The sequence below is a fragment of the Scardovia wiggsiae genome (genome assembly GCF_051045985.1).
Taxonomy (GTDB): Bacteria; Actinomycetota; Actinomycetes; order Actinomycetales; family Bifidobacteriaceae; genus Scardovia; species Scardovia wiggsiae.
The window spans coordinates 507,652-528,817 of record NZ_CP157350.1 but is presented as its reverse complement, the minus strand read 5'-3'; the positions used below and the strand labels follow the sequence as shown (position 1 = coordinate 528,817).

Annotated in this window: 18 protein-coding genes; 3 read left to right on the top strand and 15 right to left on the bottom strand. The window is 54.0% G+C overall.

Going from position 1 to position 21,166, the window contains the following annotated elements:
• Nucleotides 1-109: 109 nt before the first annotated feature.
• Complete coding sequence (locus tag ABKA16_RS02270) at nucleotides 110-2,203, top strand: M13 family metallopeptidase (protein WP_380999245.1); 2,094 nt, start codon at nucleotides 110-112, stop codon at nucleotides 2,201-2,203.
• Between the two features lie 121 nt (nucleotides 2,204-2,324).
• On the opposite strand, the gene ABKA16_RS02265 is transcribed toward ABKA16_RS02270, so the two are convergent.
• The 4 genes from ABKA16_RS02265 to orn all read right to left on the bottom strand — a co-directional run bounded on the left by ABKA16_RS02265 (nucleotide 2,325) and on the right by orn (nucleotide 7,292).
• Nucleotides 2,325-2,894 (bottom strand): single-stranded DNA-binding protein, encoded by a 570-nt coding sequence (locus tag ABKA16_RS02265; RefSeq protein ID WP_380999248.1) that lies wholly within the window; start codon nucleotides 2,892-2,894, stop codon nucleotides 2,325-2,327.
• Nucleotides 2,895-3,147: 253 nt separating this feature from the next.
• A complete protein-coding gene (locus ABKA16_RS02260; protein ID WP_380999251.1) occupies nucleotides 3,148-4,941 on the bottom strand; it encodes a proline--tRNA ligase in 1,794 nt (597 codons plus the stop codon).
• A gap of 119 nt (nucleotides 4,942-5,060) precedes the next feature.
• Nucleotides 5,061-6,494: a PIF1 family DEAD/DEAH box helicase gene (locus ABKA16_RS02255; protein WP_381000130.1), complete on the bottom strand. Its 1,434-nt coding sequence runs from the start codon at nucleotides 6,492-6,494 to the stop codon at nucleotides 5,061-5,063.
• A 72-nt stretch (nucleotides 6,495-6,566) separates the two neighbouring features.
• On the bottom strand, nucleotides 6,567-7,292 hold the full coding sequence (gene orn, locus ABKA16_RS02250) for an oligoribonuclease (RefSeq protein WP_380999254.1): 726 nt from the start codon (nucleotides 7,290-7,292) through the stop codon (nucleotides 6,567-6,569).
• Nucleotides 7,293-7,515: 223 nt separating this feature from the next.
• Between orn and ABKA16_RS02245 the strand changes: the two genes are divergently transcribed.
• Nucleotides 7,516-9,270 (top strand): glycoside hydrolase family 13 protein, encoded by a 1,755-nt coding sequence (locus tag ABKA16_RS02245; RefSeq protein WP_380999257.1) that lies wholly within the window; start codon nucleotides 7,516-7,518, stop codon nucleotides 9,268-9,270.
• A 25-nt stretch (nucleotides 9,271-9,295) separates the two neighbouring features.
• Nucleotides 9,296-9,829, top strand: coding sequence for a peptidylprolyl isomerase (locus ABKA16_RS02240; protein WP_380999260.1), 534 nt, complete (start codon nucleotides 9,296-9,298; stop codon nucleotides 9,827-9,829).
• A 107-nt stretch (nucleotides 9,830-9,936) separates the two neighbouring features.
• Here ABKA16_RS02240 and guaB read toward each other — a convergent pair whose 3' ends face one another.
• The 11 genes from guaB to ABKA16_RS02185 form a co-directional block, all read right to left on the bottom strand.
• Nucleotides 9,937-11,487: an IMP dehydrogenase gene (guaB, locus tag ABKA16_RS02235; protein ID WP_380999262.1), complete on the bottom strand. Its 1,551-nt coding sequence runs from the start codon at nucleotides 11,485-11,487 to the stop codon at nucleotides 9,937-9,939.
• 94 nt (nucleotides 11,488-11,581) lie between these two features.
• Nucleotides 11,582-12,136 (bottom strand): hypothetical protein, encoded by a 555-nt coding sequence (locus ABKA16_RS02230; RefSeq protein ID WP_380999265.1) that lies wholly within the window; start codon nucleotides 12,134-12,136, stop codon nucleotides 11,582-11,584.
• Nucleotides 12,120-13,466: a glycosyltransferase family 4 protein gene (locus tag ABKA16_RS02225; RefSeq protein WP_380999268.1), complete on the bottom strand. Its 1,347-nt coding sequence runs from the start codon at nucleotides 13,464-13,466 to the stop codon at nucleotides 12,120-12,122. The genes ABKA16_RS02230 and ABKA16_RS02225 overlap by 17 nt, the downstream gene beginning before the upstream one ends.
• Nucleotides 13,467-13,504: 38 nt before the next feature.
• On the bottom strand, nucleotides 13,505-14,203 hold the full coding sequence (locus ABKA16_RS02220; protein WP_380999271.1) for an L-threonylcarbamoyladenylate synthase: 699 nt from the start codon (nucleotides 14,201-14,203) through the stop codon (nucleotides 13,505-13,507).
• Nucleotides 14,204-14,269: 66 nt separating this feature from the next.
• A complete protein-coding gene (locus tag ABKA16_RS02215) occupies nucleotides 14,270-14,896 on the bottom strand; it encodes a YesL family protein (protein ID WP_380999274.1) in 627 nt (208 codons plus the stop codon).
• Between the two features lie 155 nt (nucleotides 14,897-15,051).
• Nucleotides 15,052-16,380, bottom strand: coding sequence for an ABC transporter substrate-binding protein (locus ABKA16_RS02210; RefSeq protein ID WP_380999277.1), 1,329 nt, complete (start codon nucleotides 16,378-16,380; stop codon nucleotides 15,052-15,054).
• A 199-nt stretch (nucleotides 16,381-16,579) separates the two neighbouring features.
• The gene (locus ABKA16_RS02205) at nucleotides 16,580-17,449 is read right to left on the bottom strand and encodes a carbohydrate ABC transporter permease (protein WP_380999280.1); all 870 of its coding nucleotides are present in this window, start codon (nucleotides 17,447-17,449) and stop codon (nucleotides 16,580-16,582) included.
• A complete protein-coding gene (locus ABKA16_RS02200) occupies nucleotides 17,446-18,300 on the bottom strand; it encodes a carbohydrate ABC transporter permease (protein WP_380999283.1) in 855 nt (284 codons plus the stop codon). Before ABKA16_RS02200 ends, ABKA16_RS02205 begins: the two co-directional genes overlap by 4 nt.
• 116 nt (nucleotides 18,301-18,416) lie before the next feature.
• Nucleotides 18,417-19,178 (bottom strand): ABC transporter permease, encoded by a 762-nt coding sequence (locus ABKA16_RS02195; protein WP_380999286.1) that lies wholly within the window; start codon nucleotides 19,176-19,178, stop codon nucleotides 18,417-18,419.
• A 52-nt stretch (nucleotides 19,179-19,230) separates the two neighbouring features.
• Nucleotides 19,231-20,166 carry an HAD family hydrolase gene (locus ABKA16_RS02190; protein ID WP_380999289.1) on the bottom strand — a complete coding sequence of 312 codons (936 nt, stop codon included), beginning with the start codon at nucleotides 20,164-20,166 and terminating at the stop codon, nucleotides 19,231-19,233.
• 129 nt (nucleotides 20,167-20,295) lie between these two features.
• Nucleotides 20,296-21,150, bottom strand: coding sequence for a sugar ABC transporter permease (locus tag ABKA16_RS02185; RefSeq protein WP_231198091.1), 855 nt, complete (start codon nucleotides 21,148-21,150; stop codon nucleotides 20,296-20,298).
• Between the last annotated feature and the right edge of the window lie 16 nt (nucleotides 21,151-21,166).

The following is a 21,166-nucleotide window of genomic DNA, read 5'->3' as shown; positions in this document are numbered from 1 at the left end:
GTTCGCATACGCAGGATGCTTTATACCCTTACTAAGGGTACGGTCTCAGGATACAGACATATTCCGCACTCCCCTGGATATTGACCGTTCCATACGCTACCGTATAGGTATGTCACAAAATAATAATATAACACCTCATGATGCCGAATTAGACGGCATCCTCAGTTCACTGTCGGACAGCGTGCGCCCGCAGGACGATTTCTTCCGTTATGTGAACGGCCCATGGATCGACTCCTATGAGCTCCCGGCCGATAAACCTGCATACGGGGCTTTCGCAAAGCTGGTTGATGAATCTGAAGAGCATATCCGCGATATCCTGGAGAATTCGCCTGAAACTTCACCCAAATCTGCTGCCCTGTACAACGCCTATCTTGATAAAGAGACACGTGAAAAAGCGGGCCTGGACCCTATCCGGGAAGACCTTGGCCTGATCGATACTGCGCAGACTAAGGAAGACCTTACCCGCGCGCTGGCAGTCCTTAACGTTGCCGGCGGGCCGGTGCCTTTCAGCAGCTTTGTTTACGCTGATTCCAAGAACCCTGAGACCAATATACTCACTATTGGCCAGGGCGGCCTTGGGCTTCCTGATGAAGCGTACTACCGTGAGGATAATTTTGAACCCGTCCGTCAGGCGTACAGCCAGATGGTCGGCAGGCTCCTTGCCGCTGCCGGCTACACGAAAGGCGATTCCGATGCCCAGAAGCAGGGACGGGCGCTCCTTAATTTCGAGACACGCATCGCTTCGCACCATTGGGATAATGTGAAGACCCGCGACGTCAATAAGACGTATAACCGCTATTCGATCTCCCAGGCTGAAGAATCCCTGCCCCATTTCAATCTCAGTGCATGGCTTGATTCATGGCAGGAGGCTTATGACAATACCCCTGCCGCTGCCGCCCTGCCGGTGGATATCCGTCAGGTTTTCGCTGAGGTCGTAGTCTCGGAACCTGATTTCCTTACCGGGCTGGATATGGAATGGGATAAGGCCTCCCTGGAAGACCTCAGGCTGTGGTCGCGTGTGCACGTGCTTCTGCATTGGGCCGATTCGCTTACTGAAGAGCTGGATGACATCCAGTTCGATTTCTTCGGCAAAACCTTGATGGGGACATCCAAGAAAAAGGAACCATGGCGCCGTGCTGTCCGCCTTGTTGATACCCTGTGCGGTGAAGAGGTCGGGCAGGAATATGTTAAGCGCTATTTCCCGGCTTCCAGCAAGGAGCGCATGGAGAAACTGGTCTCGAACCTTATTGCGGCTTACCGCGTGTCCATTTCGCACAGTACCTGGCTGGGCGAAGGTACCAGGGAAAAGGCGCTTGAGAAGCTGTCACTTTTCACTCCGATGATCGGATACACGGAACACTGGCGCGATTACACGGCTATGGATATTTCCACAGGATACAGCCTTGTCCGCAATTTAAGGAGTGCGGCTTACTGGCTTAACGGCTATGAACTTGGCAAGGCCGGCAGGCCTGTTGACAAGACTGAATGGGAAATGACCCCGCAGACAGTCAATGCGTATTACTCGCCTAATACCAATGTTATCGTGTTCCCCGCTGCTATCCTGCAGCCCCCGTTCTTTAACCCGGACGCTGATGATGCAACGAATTACGGCGGCATCGGTGCTGTGATCGGCCATGAGATAGGCCACGGTTTCGATGACCAGGGAAGTGAATTCGATGGGCACGGCAGGCTGACAAGCTGGTGGACAGAGCAGGACCATAACAACTTCACTGAGCGCACCAGGCAGCTGATTGCAGAATACGACAGGTTCACCCCGGCAGCAGTAGCTGAGAAGTATAAGGCCGAAGGCAAAACCGATAGTATGCCCCACGTGAGCGGCGCCCTTACTACCGGGGAAAATATCGGCGACCTCAGCGGCGTCAATATTGCCCTTAAAGCTCTGGCGATCTCACTTGGCGCCAGCGATGATTCCGCGGAGGAAATGGATAAGGCTCTGGATTCGGCAACTGTTATCAGCGGGAAGAGTGTCCTGGAACGTTTCTTCCTTTCTTATGGGCATATCTGGCGCGAAAAGGCAACAGAAAACTTTGAAGAACAGATGCTGCAGATCGACCCGCATTCCCCTGCGGAATTCCGGGTCAACGGCATCCTCCCTAATGTTGACCGTTTCTACGAAGTTTTCAATGTGCAGCCTGAAGATGCCATGTATATTGAACCGGGCAAGCGTGTCCATATCTGGTAGGCTTCAGGCCTCTGGCTCAGGGTACTGAGTCTCTATGGTCTGGCAAGAGGGGGATGGCAGTCTGCCATCCCCCTCTTATGTATCACTCGCATACGAAAAGACGAATTACCTTCATGTATTGTTATACTGCTGTTCCCACCTCCTCCAGCTCATCAGGGACAGAAAACTCACCGGATGTATCTTCTGAAGGGCCGACGTTGGCCTTCCCGGATACGTTTCCGCTGCCATCCTGATCATCTATGCCATGGTCCTGCTCAGGGTCCGGTGTTCCACGGTCCCCATCCTGCAGCCCGTCAGCTGCTGCATCATGTGCAGGGTCATTATCCGACCGCTTTATCCTGACAAAAGCGGAACGTCCCAAAGCCAGATCATGCCCTATGCTTGCAGCATCAAGGACAGTTGCCGAATGGCGCTGCCCGTCCTTTTCCCATTGATCAGTGGTCAGGCTTCCGGCAACGATTACCGGATCCCCCACATGCACGGACGTCAAAACGTTGCCGGCCAGCTCCCGGTAGCACCTCACATCCATCCACGTTGTTGAGGATTCCTGCCATTTCTGGGCTTTACGGTTCCAGTAATTGCGGGTGGATGCTACCCGGAACCTGCAGATAGGCGGCGTATCATCTGCTGATACCTGCCTGGGTTCCTGCCCTACATATCCGACGATCGTCACAGCAGTTTGCTGTACCATACCATCTCCAATCCTGATGTTTTATTACCGCCGGCAGAAGTCTCATTATCTGCCCTTGCGGTGCGGTAACTCCACTATCTCTCAGAAAGCAGCAGGAAGGCAAAAAAGAAAAGGGGATGTGGTCGAATGGTCCATCACATTCGGGTTTTCCACATCCCCTGTGTACAAAAAGGTACGCACATATTGTATATATGTGTATGTATATACCTAAGCGTATACCGCGTATACCTGCCGCATGGGACAGATCCTGCTGCTATGCATCAGCAAGGATATCTGATATCACACCTAAAGCATCTTCCGCCGGGACAACAGCCTTTTCACCGGTTGCACGGTCCCGGATCTCCACAGTGCCATTATCTGCTGTATCCCTGCCGGCAACAACGATAAGCGGTATGCCGAGAAGTTCGGAATCTTTGAACTTGACACCGGGGGAAACTTTAGGCCGGTCATCGTACAGCACTTCAATATCTGCCTCTTCCAGCTGCCCTGTCAGTGAATCAGCAACAGCGAATGCCCTATCATCTTTTCCTGTTGCAACTATATGCACCTGTGCCGGCGCCACAGACCGGGGCCATATAAGTCCTTTATCGTCATGATGCAGTTCTGCGATACAGCTCATCACCCGGGAAACACCAATACCATAGCAGCCCATCCACACAGGGACGGCCTTGCCGTCCCGGTTGAGGACATTGAGGCCCATTGCTTTGGAATACTTCAGCCCAAGCTGGAATACCTGCCCGATCTCAACTCCGCGCTCAAAGCTCAGCGGCCCGCTTCCGTCAGGGCTCATATCCCCATGGCGCACTTCCACTGCCTCAACAGTACCGTCAGCTTCAAAGTCGCGGCCGTAGACAAGGTTCTGCACATGCATGCCTTCGCTGTCAGCACCGGTAATCCACACAGAACCCCGCACAATATGGGGGTCGATCAGATACCGCACCGCATCCTTATTGCCGGCAGCCCTGCCCTGCGGTCCAAGCGCACCCGGGCCTATATACCCCTTCACGAGTTCGGGGTGCCCCTGCAGGTCTTCAGCCGTAGCTTCCTCTATCTCAGCCGGGGAGAAACTTGCTTCGAGCCGTTTCATATCGACCTGCCGGTCCCCCGGGACGCCCACTGCAACGAGCTCCCGCTCACCTTCAGGATGTTTGACCGCAATAATAACGTTCTTCAGCGTATCAGCTGCTTCCCAGCCTCTGCCGTCCGGGCGCGGGTACAGGGTATTGAACTGGCTGACCAGCGCATCGATAGTTGCCGAATCGGGGGTATCCCTTGTCTGGGCTGCAGGCACGGAGCTGAAATCGAGATCCTCCATATGCGGGGTGGTCAATGCCTCTACATTCCATGCTTTGCCTGAGGGGGCAAGGGCAAAAGTATCTTCACCAATCCCCATAGGGGCAAGGAATTCTTCAGATTCGGAACCTCCCATCGGGCCCGACACTGCATGCACGATCACATAATCTACGCCGAGGCGCCTGAATATCCTTTCGTAGGCAGCGCGTTCCTCCGCGTATGACTGTTTCAGCCCTTCCTCATCGATATTGAAAGAATACCCGTCTTTCATAATAAACTGCCGTCCGCGGATCATACCTGCGCGGGGGCGGAATTCGTCACGGTATTTGCCCTGTATCTGGTACAGGGTCACCGGCAGGTCCTTGTAAGATGTGTACATATCTTTGACCATAAGGGTAAACATCTCTTCATGCGTGGGGGCAAGAAGGTAGTCGGCCTGGTGCCTGTCCTTGAAGCGGAAAATATTGTCGCCGTATTCTTCCCAGCGGTGGGACATCTCATATGGTTCACGCGGCATCATCGCGGGGAAATGGACTTCCTGGGCACCTATGCCGTTTATCTCTTCCCGGATAATAGCTTCGATCCTGTTCAGCACACGGAGCCCCAGCGGCAGCCAAGAATATAGCCCCGGCCCGATCTTGCGCACGTATCCTGCACGTATGAGGAGTTTCGCTGAATCAACGTCAGCGTCGGAAGGGTCGTCGCGCAAAGTGCGCAGGAACAGCGTAGACATACGTAATGCTTGAGAACTCATAGTTCCACACATTACGGAGGTTTATAGACAATTTTGAGGTTCCGGTTCCCGGGTTTACAGCGGACCCGTATTCGTCAGTCCCCAAAACAGCGCCCAGTACTGCGCTGCTTTGCTGAAGCTTAAAACAGCTCCCCCTGGCCAGATCTGCTGCCTATCCTGTCCTGGGATGCCATATCTGCTGCAGCCCGGGCATACTGCCGCGCAAAACCCTCTGCACCCTCTTCCCTCAGCAGTGCAGATGCCTCCGTGGACTCCTGCCTGAGCCGGGAATCCACATAGACAGCCTGTTCAGATACATAAAATGCCCTGCTGCTGATCCCCATCAGATAAAGCCCGCCCAGTGATTCAACACGTGACAGGGCTACATATCCCATTCCCGGGGCAAAGGTATGCCGCAGGTCCATTACTGCACCATCAAGCGTCATCCCCTGGGATTTATGGATAGTTATCCCCCATGCCAGGCGCAGGGGAACCTGCGTAACAACTGCCAGAACAGCTTCCCCGTCAGCGATCTCCCAGTTTGCCGGCGCCATCACTGCGCTGTGCCCATTTTCAAATTCGACTATGGGATATCCGCCCTTTTTCTTATCCGCAAACCCAACTACTTCCCCTAATGAGCCGTTGACGAACCGCCGGTCGGCATCATTACGCAGCGCCATCACTGCAGCACCTTTTTTCAATACCAGCCTTTCAGGTGCCAGCATATTCATTTTCAGCTGCCGCACGAGCTGCGCAGAACCGCCTGACTCCGCGATAAACGTATGCTCCTGCCCGTCAATATGCGCCAGCTTGCTCATATTCAGGGTATCTGCCGCACTGTTGACAGGGAAAAGGTGGACGGCGCTGCGGTCCGGTGGAGGCATCACCCCTACACGGGAACTGAGCATATCACAGTCTTCCTGGCTGACCTCCACCCGACGGATATCTGTCAGCACAGACAGCAGCTGGCCGTCATCCTGGCGGTACTGGCCGGTCAGATAGCAGACTGCCGGATGCAGCGTATCCCAGCACAGCGCCTCAGTGATAAAGCCTTCCGGATCTTTTCCCGCAGCAGCATAACGCTGGCGCTGCCTCATAAAAGCTTCATCTTCGGCAACGGGATCAGTCCGGTATTTTCCCCTGCTTACCGGCGGCAGCTGGTACAGATCCCCGGCAAGGACTACCTGTATGCCGCCGAATGGCTCATCAACGCGCCTGACTGCCCTGCAGACTTCATCGACCATATCCAGCAGCCACGCATGCAGCATGGAGACCTCATCAATGACGAGGATATCTGCTTCTTTGATGGCTCTGCGCCTTCGGGTCCTGATCCGTTTAAGGACTTCAGGGGTCAGCACAGTATCCATCCCTATGCCGCTCCAGGAATGGACCGTCTGCCCGTTGATATGGGTAGATGCGATACCTGTTGACGCCGTCATGGCAACGTTTTTGCCAGCCTGCCTGCTTATCTCCACAAAACGGTTGAGCACATATGTTTTGCCGGATCCCGGCGCACCAGTGAGAAACACCGGCACACCGGACGAAAGGATCGTTAGCGCTTCTGACTGTTCCAGTTTGCCGCCCTCTGTTCCGTTTTACCGTATGCCGGGCGCGTAAACCCCCGCGTTCCAGCAGCCCGGATGATCTTAATAATCTTTCTTTTCAGCTGACGACCGGTCCGTGAGCGGATCGCCCTCCTGCTCATATTCCCGCAGGAGGCTTGTCCCCTCAACGTGTGCGCATCCCTGCGCGGCCTGGTCGAATGTCGGGCCGGGATCAGGCACGAACATCATCTCGCGGTAGTACCGCAGCTCATCAATAGATTCAATGATATCTGCAAGCGCACGGTGCCCCCCGTGCTTGACAGGGCGGTTGGAATACACATACGGATACCATCTGCGGGAAAGCTCTTTAAGCGTACTGACATCAATAGTACGGTAATGCAGCAGTTCCATAAGGCCGGGCATGAAACGGTCAAGGAATTTCTTATCTGACCCGATAGTGTTGCCTGCCAGATGCGCTTTGCCCTGCCCTTCGGAAGGAAGGAACTGCCGGACGTATTCAATCACCTGTTCCTGTGCCGATTCAAGGGGCAGCCCCGTTTCCATCTCGGCGATAAGCCCCGATGACGTATGCATTTCGCGCACAAAATCATCCATATGGTCAATGGCTTCCTGGGACGGCTTTATCACCAGGTCGATTCCCCTATCGAGGACTTTCATATTAAAATCTGTGGGCACAACAGAGACCTCGCACAGCTCATCATGGCCAATATCCAGCCCTGTCATCTCGCAGTCTATCCATATAAGCCTGGAGCCTTCCGGTGTGAATATCTGGTTATCACTGTGTACTGCATGGCTGATTACTGCCATTATGCACCTCCCGTTCCTTACCTTTCTGCTGATAAAAGCGTAACAGGCCATTTTAGCATATACCGCTAAACACACTGCGGTGCAGGCATACGGCTGATTCCGCAGATGTACTGGGAAGGGCTGCCGTTACGGTATCCTTAGTATCTGTATTTATTGATCCATTATAAACAGGCCGGCAGCACAGGGCAGAGCTAAGGCAGACAAGGCAGACAGGACAGGCAGGATGGCAGAGCAGGCAGGCAGCAGCCGGTATATACACGGCGAACAGATCGATATGTCGGATCCTGATAACTGGTGGAAGCAGGCGGTGATCTATCAGATATATCCGCGGTCTTTTTCCGACAGTACCGGCAGCGGGACCGGCGATCTGCGCGGGATCGCGGAGCGTATGGGATATCTGGGGTCCCTTGGTGTGGATGCCATCTGGCTCAGCCCTTTTTATCCGTCGCAGCTTGCGGACGGCGGGTATGACGTAGATGATTACCGTGATGTTGACCCCCGCCTGGGGACTGTCGCGGATTTCGATGATGTGGCACAGGCTGCACACAGGCATGGCATCAAAGTGATCGTTGATATAGTGCCTAACCATTCGTCCAACCGCCATCCATGGTTTATAGAAGCCCTCCAGTCCCCGCCAGGATCGGAGCAGAGGGACAGATATATTTTCCGCGATGGCAGGGGCGACCATGGGCAGCTGCCGCCCACCGGCTGGCAGTCCCATTTTGGAGGGTCTGCCTGGACCCGTGTACCGGACGGGCAGTGGTACCTGCATCTTTTTACTGAACAGCAGCCGGACTGGAACTGGGATAATCCCGATGTCCATGAGGATTTCATAAAGACTATCAGGTTCTGGAGCAGCCACGGAGCTGACGGGTTCCGCGTAGATGTGGCGCACGGGCTCGCCAAAGACCTTGACAGGGACGACCTCGATGATTATCCGGTCCTTATGCAGCTGCCCGCGGACGGTTCGCACCCGCTGTTCGACCGCAACGAAGTGCATGATATCTACCGCGAGTGGCGCACAGTATTCAACGAATATACCCCTCACCGTTTCGCTGTGGCCGAAGCATGGGTCAATCCTGACCGCCAGTATTTATATGCAAGCGGGGATGAGCTTGGGCAGATATTCAATTTTGAGTTTGCTAAAGCCGACTGGTCACGGAACCAGTTCCACACAGCTATTGAGGAGGGGCTGGCTGCATCCCGGCGTGCACATTCGCCGGCCACATGGGTCCTGAGCAATCATGATATCCCCCGCCATGCTACACGGTTCGCACTGCCCCAGGTGCCTTCAGCCGATTACCACCAGTTTGCTGCTGACTGGATACTGCGCGGCGGCAAAACGTACGCTGAAAACCGTGAAGCCGGTGCGCAGCGTTCCCGGGCAGCCATCATGATGGAAATGGCTCTGCCGGGATCGGCATATATCTATCAGGGTGAAGAGCTTGGCCTGTTCGAAGTTCCCGATATCCCCTGGGACCGCCTGGAAGACCCGGTAGCATCCAATACCCGTCATTCAGAGCTGAATAAAGGGCGCGACGGATGCCGTGTCCCCCTTCCGTGGACTGCCGGCAACATGGACTCTTTCGGCTTTTCCCCTGCACACAGCGCCGCGCCCCCTCATCTGCCCCAGCCCGCATGGTTCAAGGATTTTGCTGTGGACAGTGAAGAGCAGGACAGCACATCAATGCTCAATTTCTACCGCCGTGTGCTCCGTCTCCGCCATAAGCTGCAATGCTCTGTCACCTCCCTGGAATGGCTTGATGAAGATATGCCGAGCGGCAGGCCTGACGGCGCAGACGGGCTTGAGGGAGGCGTCATCGCCTACAGACGCGCAAATGGCTGGGCATCGGTGACTAACTTCAGCAGCAGCCCTGCAAAACTCCCCTCGGGGGATGTTATCCTCACTTCATCGCGGCTTGAAGACGACGGAAGCCTCCCGCAAGATACCACAGCCTGGGTTATGCTGAAACAGTAATATCAAAACTACACAAAGGATCACTATGAAAGCTGTACTCCATACTTCCTGCGGCGATATCACTGTTGAGCTCTTCAGCGATGATGCGCCGAAGACAGTTGCCAATTTCGCCGGCCTTGCCGCAGGCACCAAAGAATGGACTGACCCTATTGACGGCATGAAGCACACTGAGCCTTTCTATAACGGCCTGACATTCCACCGTATCATCAAGGATTTCATGATCCAGGGCGGATGCCCTCTGGGGAACGGCACAGGCGGCCCCGGATACGAATTCGACGACGAGATCAACAGCCATAAATTCGATAAGCCATATATCCTCGCTATGGCTAATGCCGGACGCAGGCGCGGCCCTGATGGCGCTGTCCACGGCACCAATGGTTCCCAGTTCTTTATAACAACTGTCCCAACCCCATGGCTGGATGGGCACCACACTATTTTCGGCGAGGTCACCGATGCTGATTCCCAGAAAACTGTCGATGCGATCGATTCGGTTGAGACTGATGCCGGCGACGCCCCGCTGGAACCTGTATTCATTGAGAGTGTTGATATTATCGAATAGTTTTACAGGTACCGGATACAGACAGGGGTGCTGCACACTTTATGGCGTGCGGCACCCCTGTTTTCAGCGCAGTTTATGCGCATTCATCCTGACTGGCCCAACCCGCTTTATTCATGGAATCCTGTATAGTTAGGGGCTTCCTTGGTCATGACGATGTCATGCGGGTGGGATTCCCGCAGGCCCGCATCGGTGATCCGTATAAAGCGCCCTTTTTCCTGCAGTTCCCGGATAGTGCGCGACCCTGTGTAGAACATACTCTGGTGGAGCCCTCCCACAAGTTCATAAAGCACATACCCCAGCGGTCCGCGGTAAGGTACCTCGCCTTCCACGCCTTCGGGAACTACTTTATCCCCGCTGGATACATCAGCCTGGAAATAGCGGTCCTTGGAATAGCTCTTCTTCCCGCGCGGGGCCATAGCACCAAGCGAGCCCATCCCCCGATAGACCTTGTACTGCTTGCCGTGCAGGAGCACTTTCTCCCCCGGGGCTTCTTCGGTCCCGGCAAGGAGGCCTCCCAGCATTACTGTTTCTGCACCTGCTACGATGGCTTTGGCAAAATCGCCTGAATAATGGATGCCTCCGTCAGCCACAAGCGGGATATCCGCAGGCCGGCACGCCAGGGATGCGTCATAGACAGCGGTCAGCTGCGGTACGCCAATGCCTGCCACTACACGTGTTGTGCAGATGGATCCCGGCCCCACACCTACTTTGACAGCATCAACGCCTGCGTCGATCAGCGCCTGTGCCCCCTCCCGCGTAGCCACGTTGCCGCCGATAATATCTACACCGCTGAATGCAGGGTCAGCTTTCAGCCTGGCGATCATATCAAGCATCAGCCTGGCATGGCCATGGGCAGTATCGACTACAAGCACATCTACCCCGGCCTCCACTAAGGCAGTGCAGCGCTGCCATGCATCGCCGAAAAACCCTACTGCAGCAGCAACGCGCAAACGCCCCTGGCTGTCTTTCGTCGCATCCGGGTACTGCTCCGTTTTAACAAAATCCTTGACAGTAATAAGGCCGGTAAGCTTTCCTTCGCCGTCAACCAGCGGGAGCTTTTCGATCTTATTCGCAGCAAGGATCTTATGCGCATCTTCTTTTGAAATTGCTGAAGGCCCTGTAATAAGCCCCTCTTTTGTCATAACATCGCGGACGCGGAGCTTTTCGTAATCCGCAGGGTCGATGAAACGCATGTCCCGGTTCGTAATGATGCCGACAAGGCGGCGTTCATCATCAATAACCGGCAGCCCCGATACATGGTAAGTCCCGCAGAGCTTGTCAAGATCCGCCAGAGTCACATCCGGGGATACCGTCAGAGGGTCGGAGATCATGCCGGATTCGCTGCGCTTAACAATATCGACCTGGTTCGCCTGGTCTTCAATGCTCAAATTGCGGTGAAGGACACCGATACCGCCGTTACGGGCCATAGCAATAGCCATCTGTGATTCAGTCACTGTGTCCATAGCGGCAGAAAGCACCGGCGATTTCATTGTAATATTGCGCGTCAGCCGCGTAGTCGTGTCCACTTCAGAGGGGATAACATCAGATTCGTTAGGGAGCAGGAGCACATCATCATAAGCAAGCCCGAGTTTCTCAAAAGGTGAGGGCAATGGTGAATACTGTTCTGAAGGATGATTATTAAAGATATCAAAAACCATAACATAACTTTAGAAAAGCGGTATGACGAAACAGCATACGATATTTCGTCCATTTCGCATGGTGAGACCTGCCCGGGCGCCTTCCGCTTCCTGCCTAACCGTCCGCGCCTGAATGCGGGTCAACATAAGGCACCCTGGCGCGGGCCACCCCGAAAACATTGATGGGGGTAACCAGTGCGGCACATATAAGGATAGTAAGCGCAAACACCTGTGTATCCAGAGGGGCAAGGCGCAGCATAATAAAACAGAGAAGGACGGTTGTTATGACTTTGAACACCCATATAATGATGAACCCGGCAGTGAATGCCCGGCCCTTCAGGCCTATCCTTTCCAGCAGTATCACGCTTGCAGGGGTCATCTCACTGAAAACGGCAACGATGACGGCCCCGCATATGGCACCCCACAGGCCTGCCGTACCTTTCATAGTGAACGATACAGCAATGCATATGGCTGATGCAGCCAGGAAAACGCCGGCTGACCATTTCATCACAGGAATAAGCGCATGGGATAAAGGGTACCTGAAACTGCTGCCATCGGGGATGCTGATATCGGTTTTCGGCCCCGCTGCTGTGCTACCCTCCGGAATATGCCCGTGGGGGGCGGTTATGCCTTCCGCCCTGCTGTTGGCATCATTATCTGTCTGAGCCATAGTATGAATACCTCCGTGCCCCCGCAGCAGGAACACTTTCATCTGCCGCCGTACGGGCGATATCCCCGGTGCCGGCATGCCTTCCATTACCGCTATTATTATCCGGACGCCCATGCAGGCCGTAAACAGCATGTCCCCTGTCCCCTCGCCCGGCGCGGTGGAGCTGCCGTCCGCCTCCACGGCCAAGTTTGCCATCCGCAGCCGTGTCCCCAGCTTTATCCGGGCTATTGCTGCCCCCTTCATGCCGCTTCCGTTTATAATATGGCGCCAGCGTAGCGGCTGTCAGGAGTACCGCAGCAATACCTGCACCAATAAGCACGTACCGGACCCGGACAAAAATAGTCATTACTGAGCTGAATGAAATGAGCGCAGCCCACGCCCACAGGATAAGCACTGCAGACTGGACGCTGTGCCCTATGCGAAGCATGCGGTGATGCAGATGCATACGGTCAGGGTGCATGGGGGACTGTCCCCTGCTCACCCGCCGCACTATAGCCAGGACCATGTCCAGCACAGGGAGGAACAGCACAAGTATGGGCAAAAGAATAGGCATGAACAAAGGCAGATAAAGGCTGGCATGGACGGCTGACGGGTCAAGCCGGCCTGTCATCATAATGGACGCACAGGTGATCAGATACCCCAGGAGCATTGAGCCGGCGTCGCCCATAAAAAGCTTTGCAGGATGCCAGTTATGCAGCAGAAAACCCGTGCATATGCCCACAAGGGCAACATCCAGAAGGGTCGCCACAGAAGCATAGCTCGCTGAGTTCCTGCCAAGGATATAAGAATACGCGCCGAAAGCAATGCCGCCAATCGCCACAATCCCGGCAGCCAGGCCGTCCAGCCCGTCCACAAAGTTCACCGCATTGATCGATGCTACAAGCAGGAATGCAGTGATTGCCATAGACAGGCTTGGGGATGCTGTCAGCAGGCTGTTGCCGAACGGCAGTATTACTATCTGCAGTCCGCCAACAGAAACAAAGACTGAGATAAGGAGCTGGCCGGCCATTTTAAGCATCCAGTCAAGGTCGGCAATATCATCGATGATCCCGAGAAGGCAAACGAGGAAAGCCCCTAGAAGTACTACCCAGATAACATTGTTATCCTGGAACAGGCTGGATACAAAAGGGAGCCTGCTGGCAAAAAGAAGCGCCGCAGCAAGCCCGATAAGCATCGCCAGCCCTCCCATACGGGGTGTCGGCACTGTATGCACATCACGTGAACGGACTTCGCCGACTGCCCCCCAGCGGATGGCTATATGGCGGACCAAGGGGGTCACCAGCCATGTGACACCGCCTGCGATAGCAGCTATAAAAATATATACGCGCATCGGGGCGGACCTCCTGAAAGATGACGGACGTTATAATTTTACTGTGACCTCATTACAGTGCGCATGGCCGCGGCCACATCTTCCGCGCTGATAACGCCTTCCCGCAGCACGTCAAGCTTTGCCTGGGAAGTATCGGCATCCTCCCCTTCTGCGATCCGCAGCATAGTTGCCCTGTCCAGGGATACAACAGTACTGGCTGCAGCTCCCGGGGTACTCCCCCCGTCTACATACAGCGATACAGTCTCGCCCAGTTCATCTTCCGCCTGTTTCACATCTGTTGCCGATGCTTCCCCTGAACGGTTGGCACTTGATGCGGCTACAGGGCCGGCTGTTTCCAGCAGGTACTGCAGGCTTCTGCCAGCAGGGAAACGTACAGCCTGTGTACGCATACCGCCTTCCTCCCTTGCGGTCGCAAGCCTGCAGCCATCCGAAGCAGGGCAGACGATGCATAAGGACCCGGCCGGGAAGCAAGCCAGCAGGCGTGTATACAGATGGGGTATAATAATGCCGCAATCCTGCGCCTGACGGATATCCGAGCATAATATCTGTACGCTTTTCTGCGCCGGGCGGTGCTTTGCAGCAAAGATCCCCTCGACTGCAGCAGCCGACCGCGGATCGGCGATGATCCCATATACCGTATCCGTCGGTATTACGGCAGTTTCCCCTTTGTGCAGGACCTCCCTGATCCGCCGGGCTGCTGCATGGAGGCCATCTTTTATACTGATATGTCCGCTCATCCTTCACCGCACTTTCATAGCTGCCTGCACTTACTGCGCTGCACAAATACCTCACGTACAAATGCTTCAGCCGGCCTGTGTCTGCGCACTTTTGCCGGTATATGCACGCAATGCCCTCTCAATAAGCGGCACATGCAGTGCGACCATCATCCCGGGTCCCATCACCATAAGGAAGAACAGCGACTGTATCCAGTACATATACGACACATACACCAGAATCAGGCATGCGGTGTCGATGAGAAGGATGGCCGCTGTTGTTATGATATGCGAAATACCGAAAATAAAGGAATTAGAAACCGTCCTTCCTACAGGGTTCTCGAAACGCGACTGCACAGGGAAGACCCACCAGAAAAAGAGCAGCCACAGGAATGCTGCCAGTATTTTGAAAGGCAGAAGCAGGGGTATCTGCAAGGATATCCACGAATAGCCCAGCAGCGCACCCGCAGCTGCCATAGGGATCCATATAGCTGTTGACTGTACGAAATTCTTCCTGAACGATGTAAAGTAATTCCTCGTCAGGTTCCCTCTGGATTCCTGGGAACGGCGCGCAGCATCATATGCTGCTGTTACTGAAGCACCAACAGTTATTATCGGGATCGATGTAATGATCAGGTAGATATTGATAAGCACGATATCCGTAAACCACCACAGTCCTCGCATAAAAACAGAATCCTGGCTGAAAATACGACCCATATATCCCAGCATATACCGTCCACTTTACCGCCAGCCCCTGTATCTGCCTTCTCCCCTCCCCTCCTGCCCTCAGACAGCCCTGCCGGATGGCATGCAAATATGCATAAGGCGCCCAGACCGGGATCCGGACGCCTTGAGTTCAGTTTTCAGCAGTTCTAGTGTGTAGCGTCGTATTCGGTCTTCCAACCGTCTACGAATGCCTTTTTGACACCATCCCACGTCCCGGTGCCCTGGGCATAAGCAAGCAGTGCCGAGCCGAGGTCATCCTTCCACTTGGTCGAAGGGATAATAGTGAAGTTCCACGTTACATCCTTCTTGCCGGATTTAGCATCTTCCTGGGCGATCTGGGTCAGAGGGTTTTCAGATTTGATGTTTTCCATGGACTTGAAGGGGGTCACGAAGCCCATATCCTTGGCAAGGGCGTCCTGGCCTTTCTTATTGGTGACCATCCACTTAAGGAATGCCTCGGTAGCCTTCTGGTCAGCCGCAGAAACCTTGGAATTGATGCACCAGTAATTCTCAGACCCTGTGGTCAGGCCCTGGTTCTTTTCATCGCCTGCACCAATATACAGAGGCATCATACCGAGGTCACCAGCCTTGAAGCCGGATTTCTGCAGATCAGACCATGCCCATGTACCATTCTGGTAGAATACGGCCTTCCCCGTAGCAAACTCTGAATTCGCATCATCAGCAGTCTTGCCGGACAGCTGTGTTCTCGGAGTTGTGGAATCATTGAGGTAAAGGTCAAAGATATTCTTGTACTGGTTGAGGTAAGTCCCTTTCAGTGTCTTGGGCTGGCCTGTGATATGGCCGGCAAGCATTTCAAAATACAGAGGCATATTCGCCAGATGGGTCTTGAAACGCCAGTCAGAGCTGGAGTCGAAACCTGCAGAAGTGAATGCGCCGTCTACCCCAAGATCCGACTTGTGCTCCTGGATGCTGTCGGCAACAGCCTTGAGCTTTTCAAAAGAGTTGATCTCATCTGCAGACTTGACAACCGCATAGGATTTCTCACAATACTTGCTCAGTATCGCCTTGTTATAGATGATGCCGTAGGTTTCCATTGCATACGGGACCGCTTTCACTACACCGTCTGATTTCAGGGCGAGATCAGGGTTCTGCAGCTGTTTGTAGACCTCGCTCTTGCTCATATCGGCAAGATACGGCTTCAGCCATGATGAGTCCTGTATCGGCCCGCCGACCTGGAACAGTGTTGGTGCATTGGACTTGGCCATTTCGGACTTCAGTGTCTGCTCATAAGTGCCTGACGCCGCAGTGCGGATATTTACTTTAACACCTGTCTCCTTGGTGTAGGTCTCCGCGATCTTTTTCCACTGGTCAGCGGCTTCCGGCTTAAAGTTCAGGTAATATACCTTGCCTTTCCCATTCGACCCGCTGCTGCTGCCGCATGCAGCAAGGCCCCCGATAGCCAGCACCGACGCTGCCAGCGCGCCGATTACCCGTGTAACTGTACGATTCATCATCGAGCCTTCCTTTTACTTGTACTGTTACCTAAATGAAAGGATACTGGCGGGAACTGCCGTATCTGGGCTGCACAGGGTTGTGAGGCCCCCGCAGGCAGGATCGGTATCATCCCCTCCGGCATTGCTTCATTTATACCTTTATTTATTTGAACGTTCAAACCGCTGTAATACCATAAGCGCAAACAGCCCCTGAACATCCCTAACCTTTCACCGCACCGGCCGTAACACCACTGATGATGTACTTCTGGCAAATGAGGTAAAAAACTATGATCGGCGCTATAGCGAGGACCAGGCAGGCCATCATCGCGCCCATATCTGCCGAACCGTATCCGCCCTTAAGGTATTGGACGGCAATAGGGATCGTCTGGATTTCCCGCGGAAGGATGAGGTATGGGAGAAGATAATCGTTCCATATCCACATGGTCTCCAGGATACCCACGCTGATAATACTGGGCCGCATCAGCGGCACAACGATGCCGAAGAATGTATAGGGGACGCTTGCACCGTCTATCATGGCAGCTTCCTCGATCTCGGAGGGGAGGCTCTTTATCACCCCCGTGAACATGAACACAGCAAGGCCCGCGCCGAAGCCAAGATAAATAAACCACAGCCCGTACGGCTGGTTCAGCCCTATCCTGCCGCCGTCATCCGGAAGGTCGAAGCCAATAACATCCGCTATTTTGACCAGGGGGAACATGACCATCTGGAACGGGACGATCATATTGAACAGGAAAAGGGTATAAATAAATTTGGCGAACCAGTTATTCACCCGCACTATCCACCACGCGCACATGCTGGTGCACAGAAGAATAAGGAACACAGACCCTACAGTAATGAACGCAGTCCATCCGAAGGATTCCATGAATCCCGTGCGTGCAACACCCAGAGTATAGTTGTCCAGCCCCGCAAAAGATTTGGAGTTGGGAAGCTGGAAGGTATATGTTGATGAAATATAGGCCTTCGTCTTAAAAGAGTTATACAGGATAACAGCTATGGGGAAAAGCCATGCCAACGACAGGATACCGAAGAATATGGTCCATAATGGGGTATGTTTGACCTTCTGATTCATGCCTGCACCTCCCTGCTTGTTGTGAGATGGTTCTGCAGGAGCGCAATAGCAGCGACGATAATGAAGAAGACCACTGCCTTAGCCTGCCCTACGCCTTCGAATCCCGGGCGCCCGTAAATCGTATTGTATATATTCAGGGCCAGCATCTCGCTCTGGCGCCCGGGGCCCCCGTTAGTCAGCGCAAGATTCTGGTCAAAAAGCTTGAACCCGCCTGTCACTGTAAGGAACGTGCAGACCGTAATGCTGGGCATCATCAGCGGGATAATGACCCTGAACATGGTCTGAGGGGGGGTTGCCCCGTCCACCTGCGCTGCTTCAAGCACATCCGTAGGCAGGCTCTGCAGTCCTGCTATATAGATGATCATCATATAGCCGATCTGCTGCCAGCATACAAGGATAACAAGCCCCCAAAAACCGTATGCTGGCGAAAACGTGAGCGACTTGCCCCAATGTGCAAGTATGCCGTTGAGGATAAGCTGCCACACCCACCCCAAGATGATACCGCCAATAAGGTTCGGCATGAAGAATACAGAACGGAAGAACGTTGCGCCTTTCATTGCCTTAGTGAACATATAGGCAACGGCAAAAGCCAGGACATTGATAATAACCGTTGTTACTACGGTAAACGCTATAGTGAACAGGAGCGCATGGAGGAACGTCCCGTCAGTGAAAATGCCCTGGTAATTCTTTAGCCCCGTGAACCGTGCGTCAGCTACTGTCCCAAACTTGCAGAAGCTTAACCAGACGCCCATAATAAACGGGGCAATGAACCCTATAATAAAAGCGATAAATGTCGGCATTGCGAACAGCCACCAGTACCGCCTGATGGATTTCCCCATCATAGTGATCATAGAAACCTCACTCAGCTCTGAGTCAATAAGATATACCTATTATACGCACGTTCTAATAATCTGCTGCCAAGCGTGTTGCCTTCAAACTGCGCCGGTCTTATGCAGCAGGCCTGATGCTAATACACCAGATACCTGACGGCAGCAAAAGCCGCCAGCAGCAGCGGGTATGAGGCAACAAGCATCCAGCGGAACGGAGGGGCCGGATACTTCTCCTCATCATTACGCGCATGGAGGAACAGAACCCCAATCCCCGGGGCAAGGAGGAACAGTGCGCCCCACGCCCCCGCAATGTAAACCATGGTGTTTTCTTTAGATTTCAGTGCATGGAAAACGACAACAAAACCTATAAGGGCAATACCCTGGTAAAGGATATGCTCGCGCAGGCCCAGGCGGAATACATAAGCCCACGTCAGCGCACCGATGATGGCTATAATACGCCAGATCCAGCGGGTGAATTCTTCGAAGCGCCCCAGCCAGTCCCATGCAGCGAGGACAACGGAACATACTGCAAGTGCCCACAGGGGATTCTGTGTTTCCCACGTGACCCACTGGCCTGTAGAAACGAAATCATACGGTACTTCAGACAGCGCCGCGGCAGCCAGGAGTATAAGCGAATACCGCAGCTTCATACCCCATGTCTCAAAATGTTTGACGAACAGCCATGCTGCTATCGGCAGGGCCATCCATGACAAAGCTTCGCAGAGGACAGCAACGGTCAGCGTAAACATATCCATTTTTGAAGGGTCTATGGATCCGGTCCGCACAAGGCTTGAGCCAAGCATGGAAAGAACCATGAACAAAATAACAAAACAGCTCAGGCGGTAATCGCTGTTCCCCCTGTGCCTGCGCTTTTTCTTAAGTTCGCTGCTTGTCGGCATATCAGTTCAACCCACTTATCCTGTTCCTGATCCGTTGATGGATGTGTCCCCATTATAGACTGCGGCCTGCTATAAAATCATAAACAGCCTGATAGTCTGCACCATGGACGGATAACACTGCCTGTGGCTCCTGTGCAGAGGAACGGCAGGTGCCGTTATCCGTTCCGGCAGTTTCGGCAGTACCGGCTGTACTATCGGCATTACCGGGACCACCGGTGCCGCCTGTATCAAGGTATATCCCGTCAATGCCCACACCGGCTGCTCCCCTGATATCACATACGCTGTCGTTGCCTATCATAACCGTTTCGGCCGGAGCAGCGCCCGTGCACTGCAGAATATGCTCGAAAAAGGCGGGGGACGGTTTTTTATACCCTATCCGGGATGAGAGGAATACCCTGTCCAGGAAGGGTTTAAGCCCCTCTAGTTCCTTATCCGTATACAGCTCCTGGGCGTTGGATGCGAGCACTGTGGTCAGTCCCTTCTTCCTCAGTGCCGTGAGGAAGTCAGCAGCCCCGGGGAATATGCGGATCCACTGACGTGACGCCTCCCTGAAAACGGTAGGTGCGCGCACAAGCAGATGTTCCCCGCTCACAGTTTCCGCGCTGATGCCCATATCGGAGAATATCCCTGTATACACCTCAGCAATATCTATCTCGACCTGCGAAGCATCCTTCCCGTCCCGTAACGCTGCTTCCGGGTGTCCCGCAGCGCCGTCCGCCGGGACAGCGCCGCCAGGCAAGCTGCCGTTGCCCGTACCGGCAAGCGCCAGCTCGGTTTCACGCTGTTCCCTGGCCATAAACCTCTGCCTGAGGTTTTCCGGCGAATGTATACCGGCACCGCTGTCCTCTGCATCCGCCCCGGAGCTGTGATTCCCTCCAGAGTATGGAAGCAGATAAGCATACAGGGCCTCCCACGGCTCCGGGGACGCTTCATCTGTATGGATATCAAGCAAAGTACCGTACAGGTCAAGAAAAACGAATTTATACATCACACCTCGTTTCCCCGGAAACACCCCCGAAACATAACAGATGCCCGCCTGCGGAACCGTAAGCGGGCATTGTCCAATATGTCCGGCTGCATATATCCCTTGCAGCCTCTGTCATTATCCTGCGATATGTCAGCCCTTGACGGAGCCTGACATTGCTTCCTGGTAGAAGCGCTGCATAAGGATGAAGAGGATAGCGATAGGGACCGATACGCATACCGCACCCGCAGCAAAGCGGGTGTACCACTGGTAGATATACTCTTTCTGAAGCATATTCCACAGGCCCAGAGCCACCGTCCAGCCATGCTGGTCGCGGGCAATCACCCCTGCCATGACGAAATCAAGCCACGGGGCAAGGAAGCCGACAATAGCCTGGTATACGATCATAGGCTTGCAGATAGGGACGATGATCTTCCAGAACACCTGCCATTTGGTGCAGCCGTCCAGGTAAGCAGCCTCATCCAGGGAGGCCGGGATCGTATCCATATAGCCTTTCATCACGTAGAAACCTGCACCGGAACCTGCAGAATAGACAATGATCAGCGCAATCAAAGTGCCGGAACTGCTGGTCAGACCCATAGCCTTAAGGATGAAGTAGATAGCCACAACAGCCATGATCCCCGGGAACATGCCTAGGATAAGGGCAATATTCATGAAGGTCTTGCGGAAATGGAAGCGCAGGCGGCTCATGCAGAATGCTACCGACAGCACAAAGAACAGGCTGATAAGGCAGACAAAAACTGCAATAATGAATGTGTTGAGGAACATCCTCGGGAAGTTCATCACATCCGTTTCCGTAAACAGCTTCACATAATTGTTTACCGTATATTTAGTCGGGAAGAAGGTATTCTGGGTAGCCCCCTGGTCTGCGTTGAAGCTTTCCAGGAATACCCAGACTATCGGCAGTATCCAGATGATCCCCATCACTGCGAGGAACAGATGCGTGAGGATATCAAGGATGATCCGTCGCGTCCTCTGGTTCTTCAGCCCTGAGGCACCATTC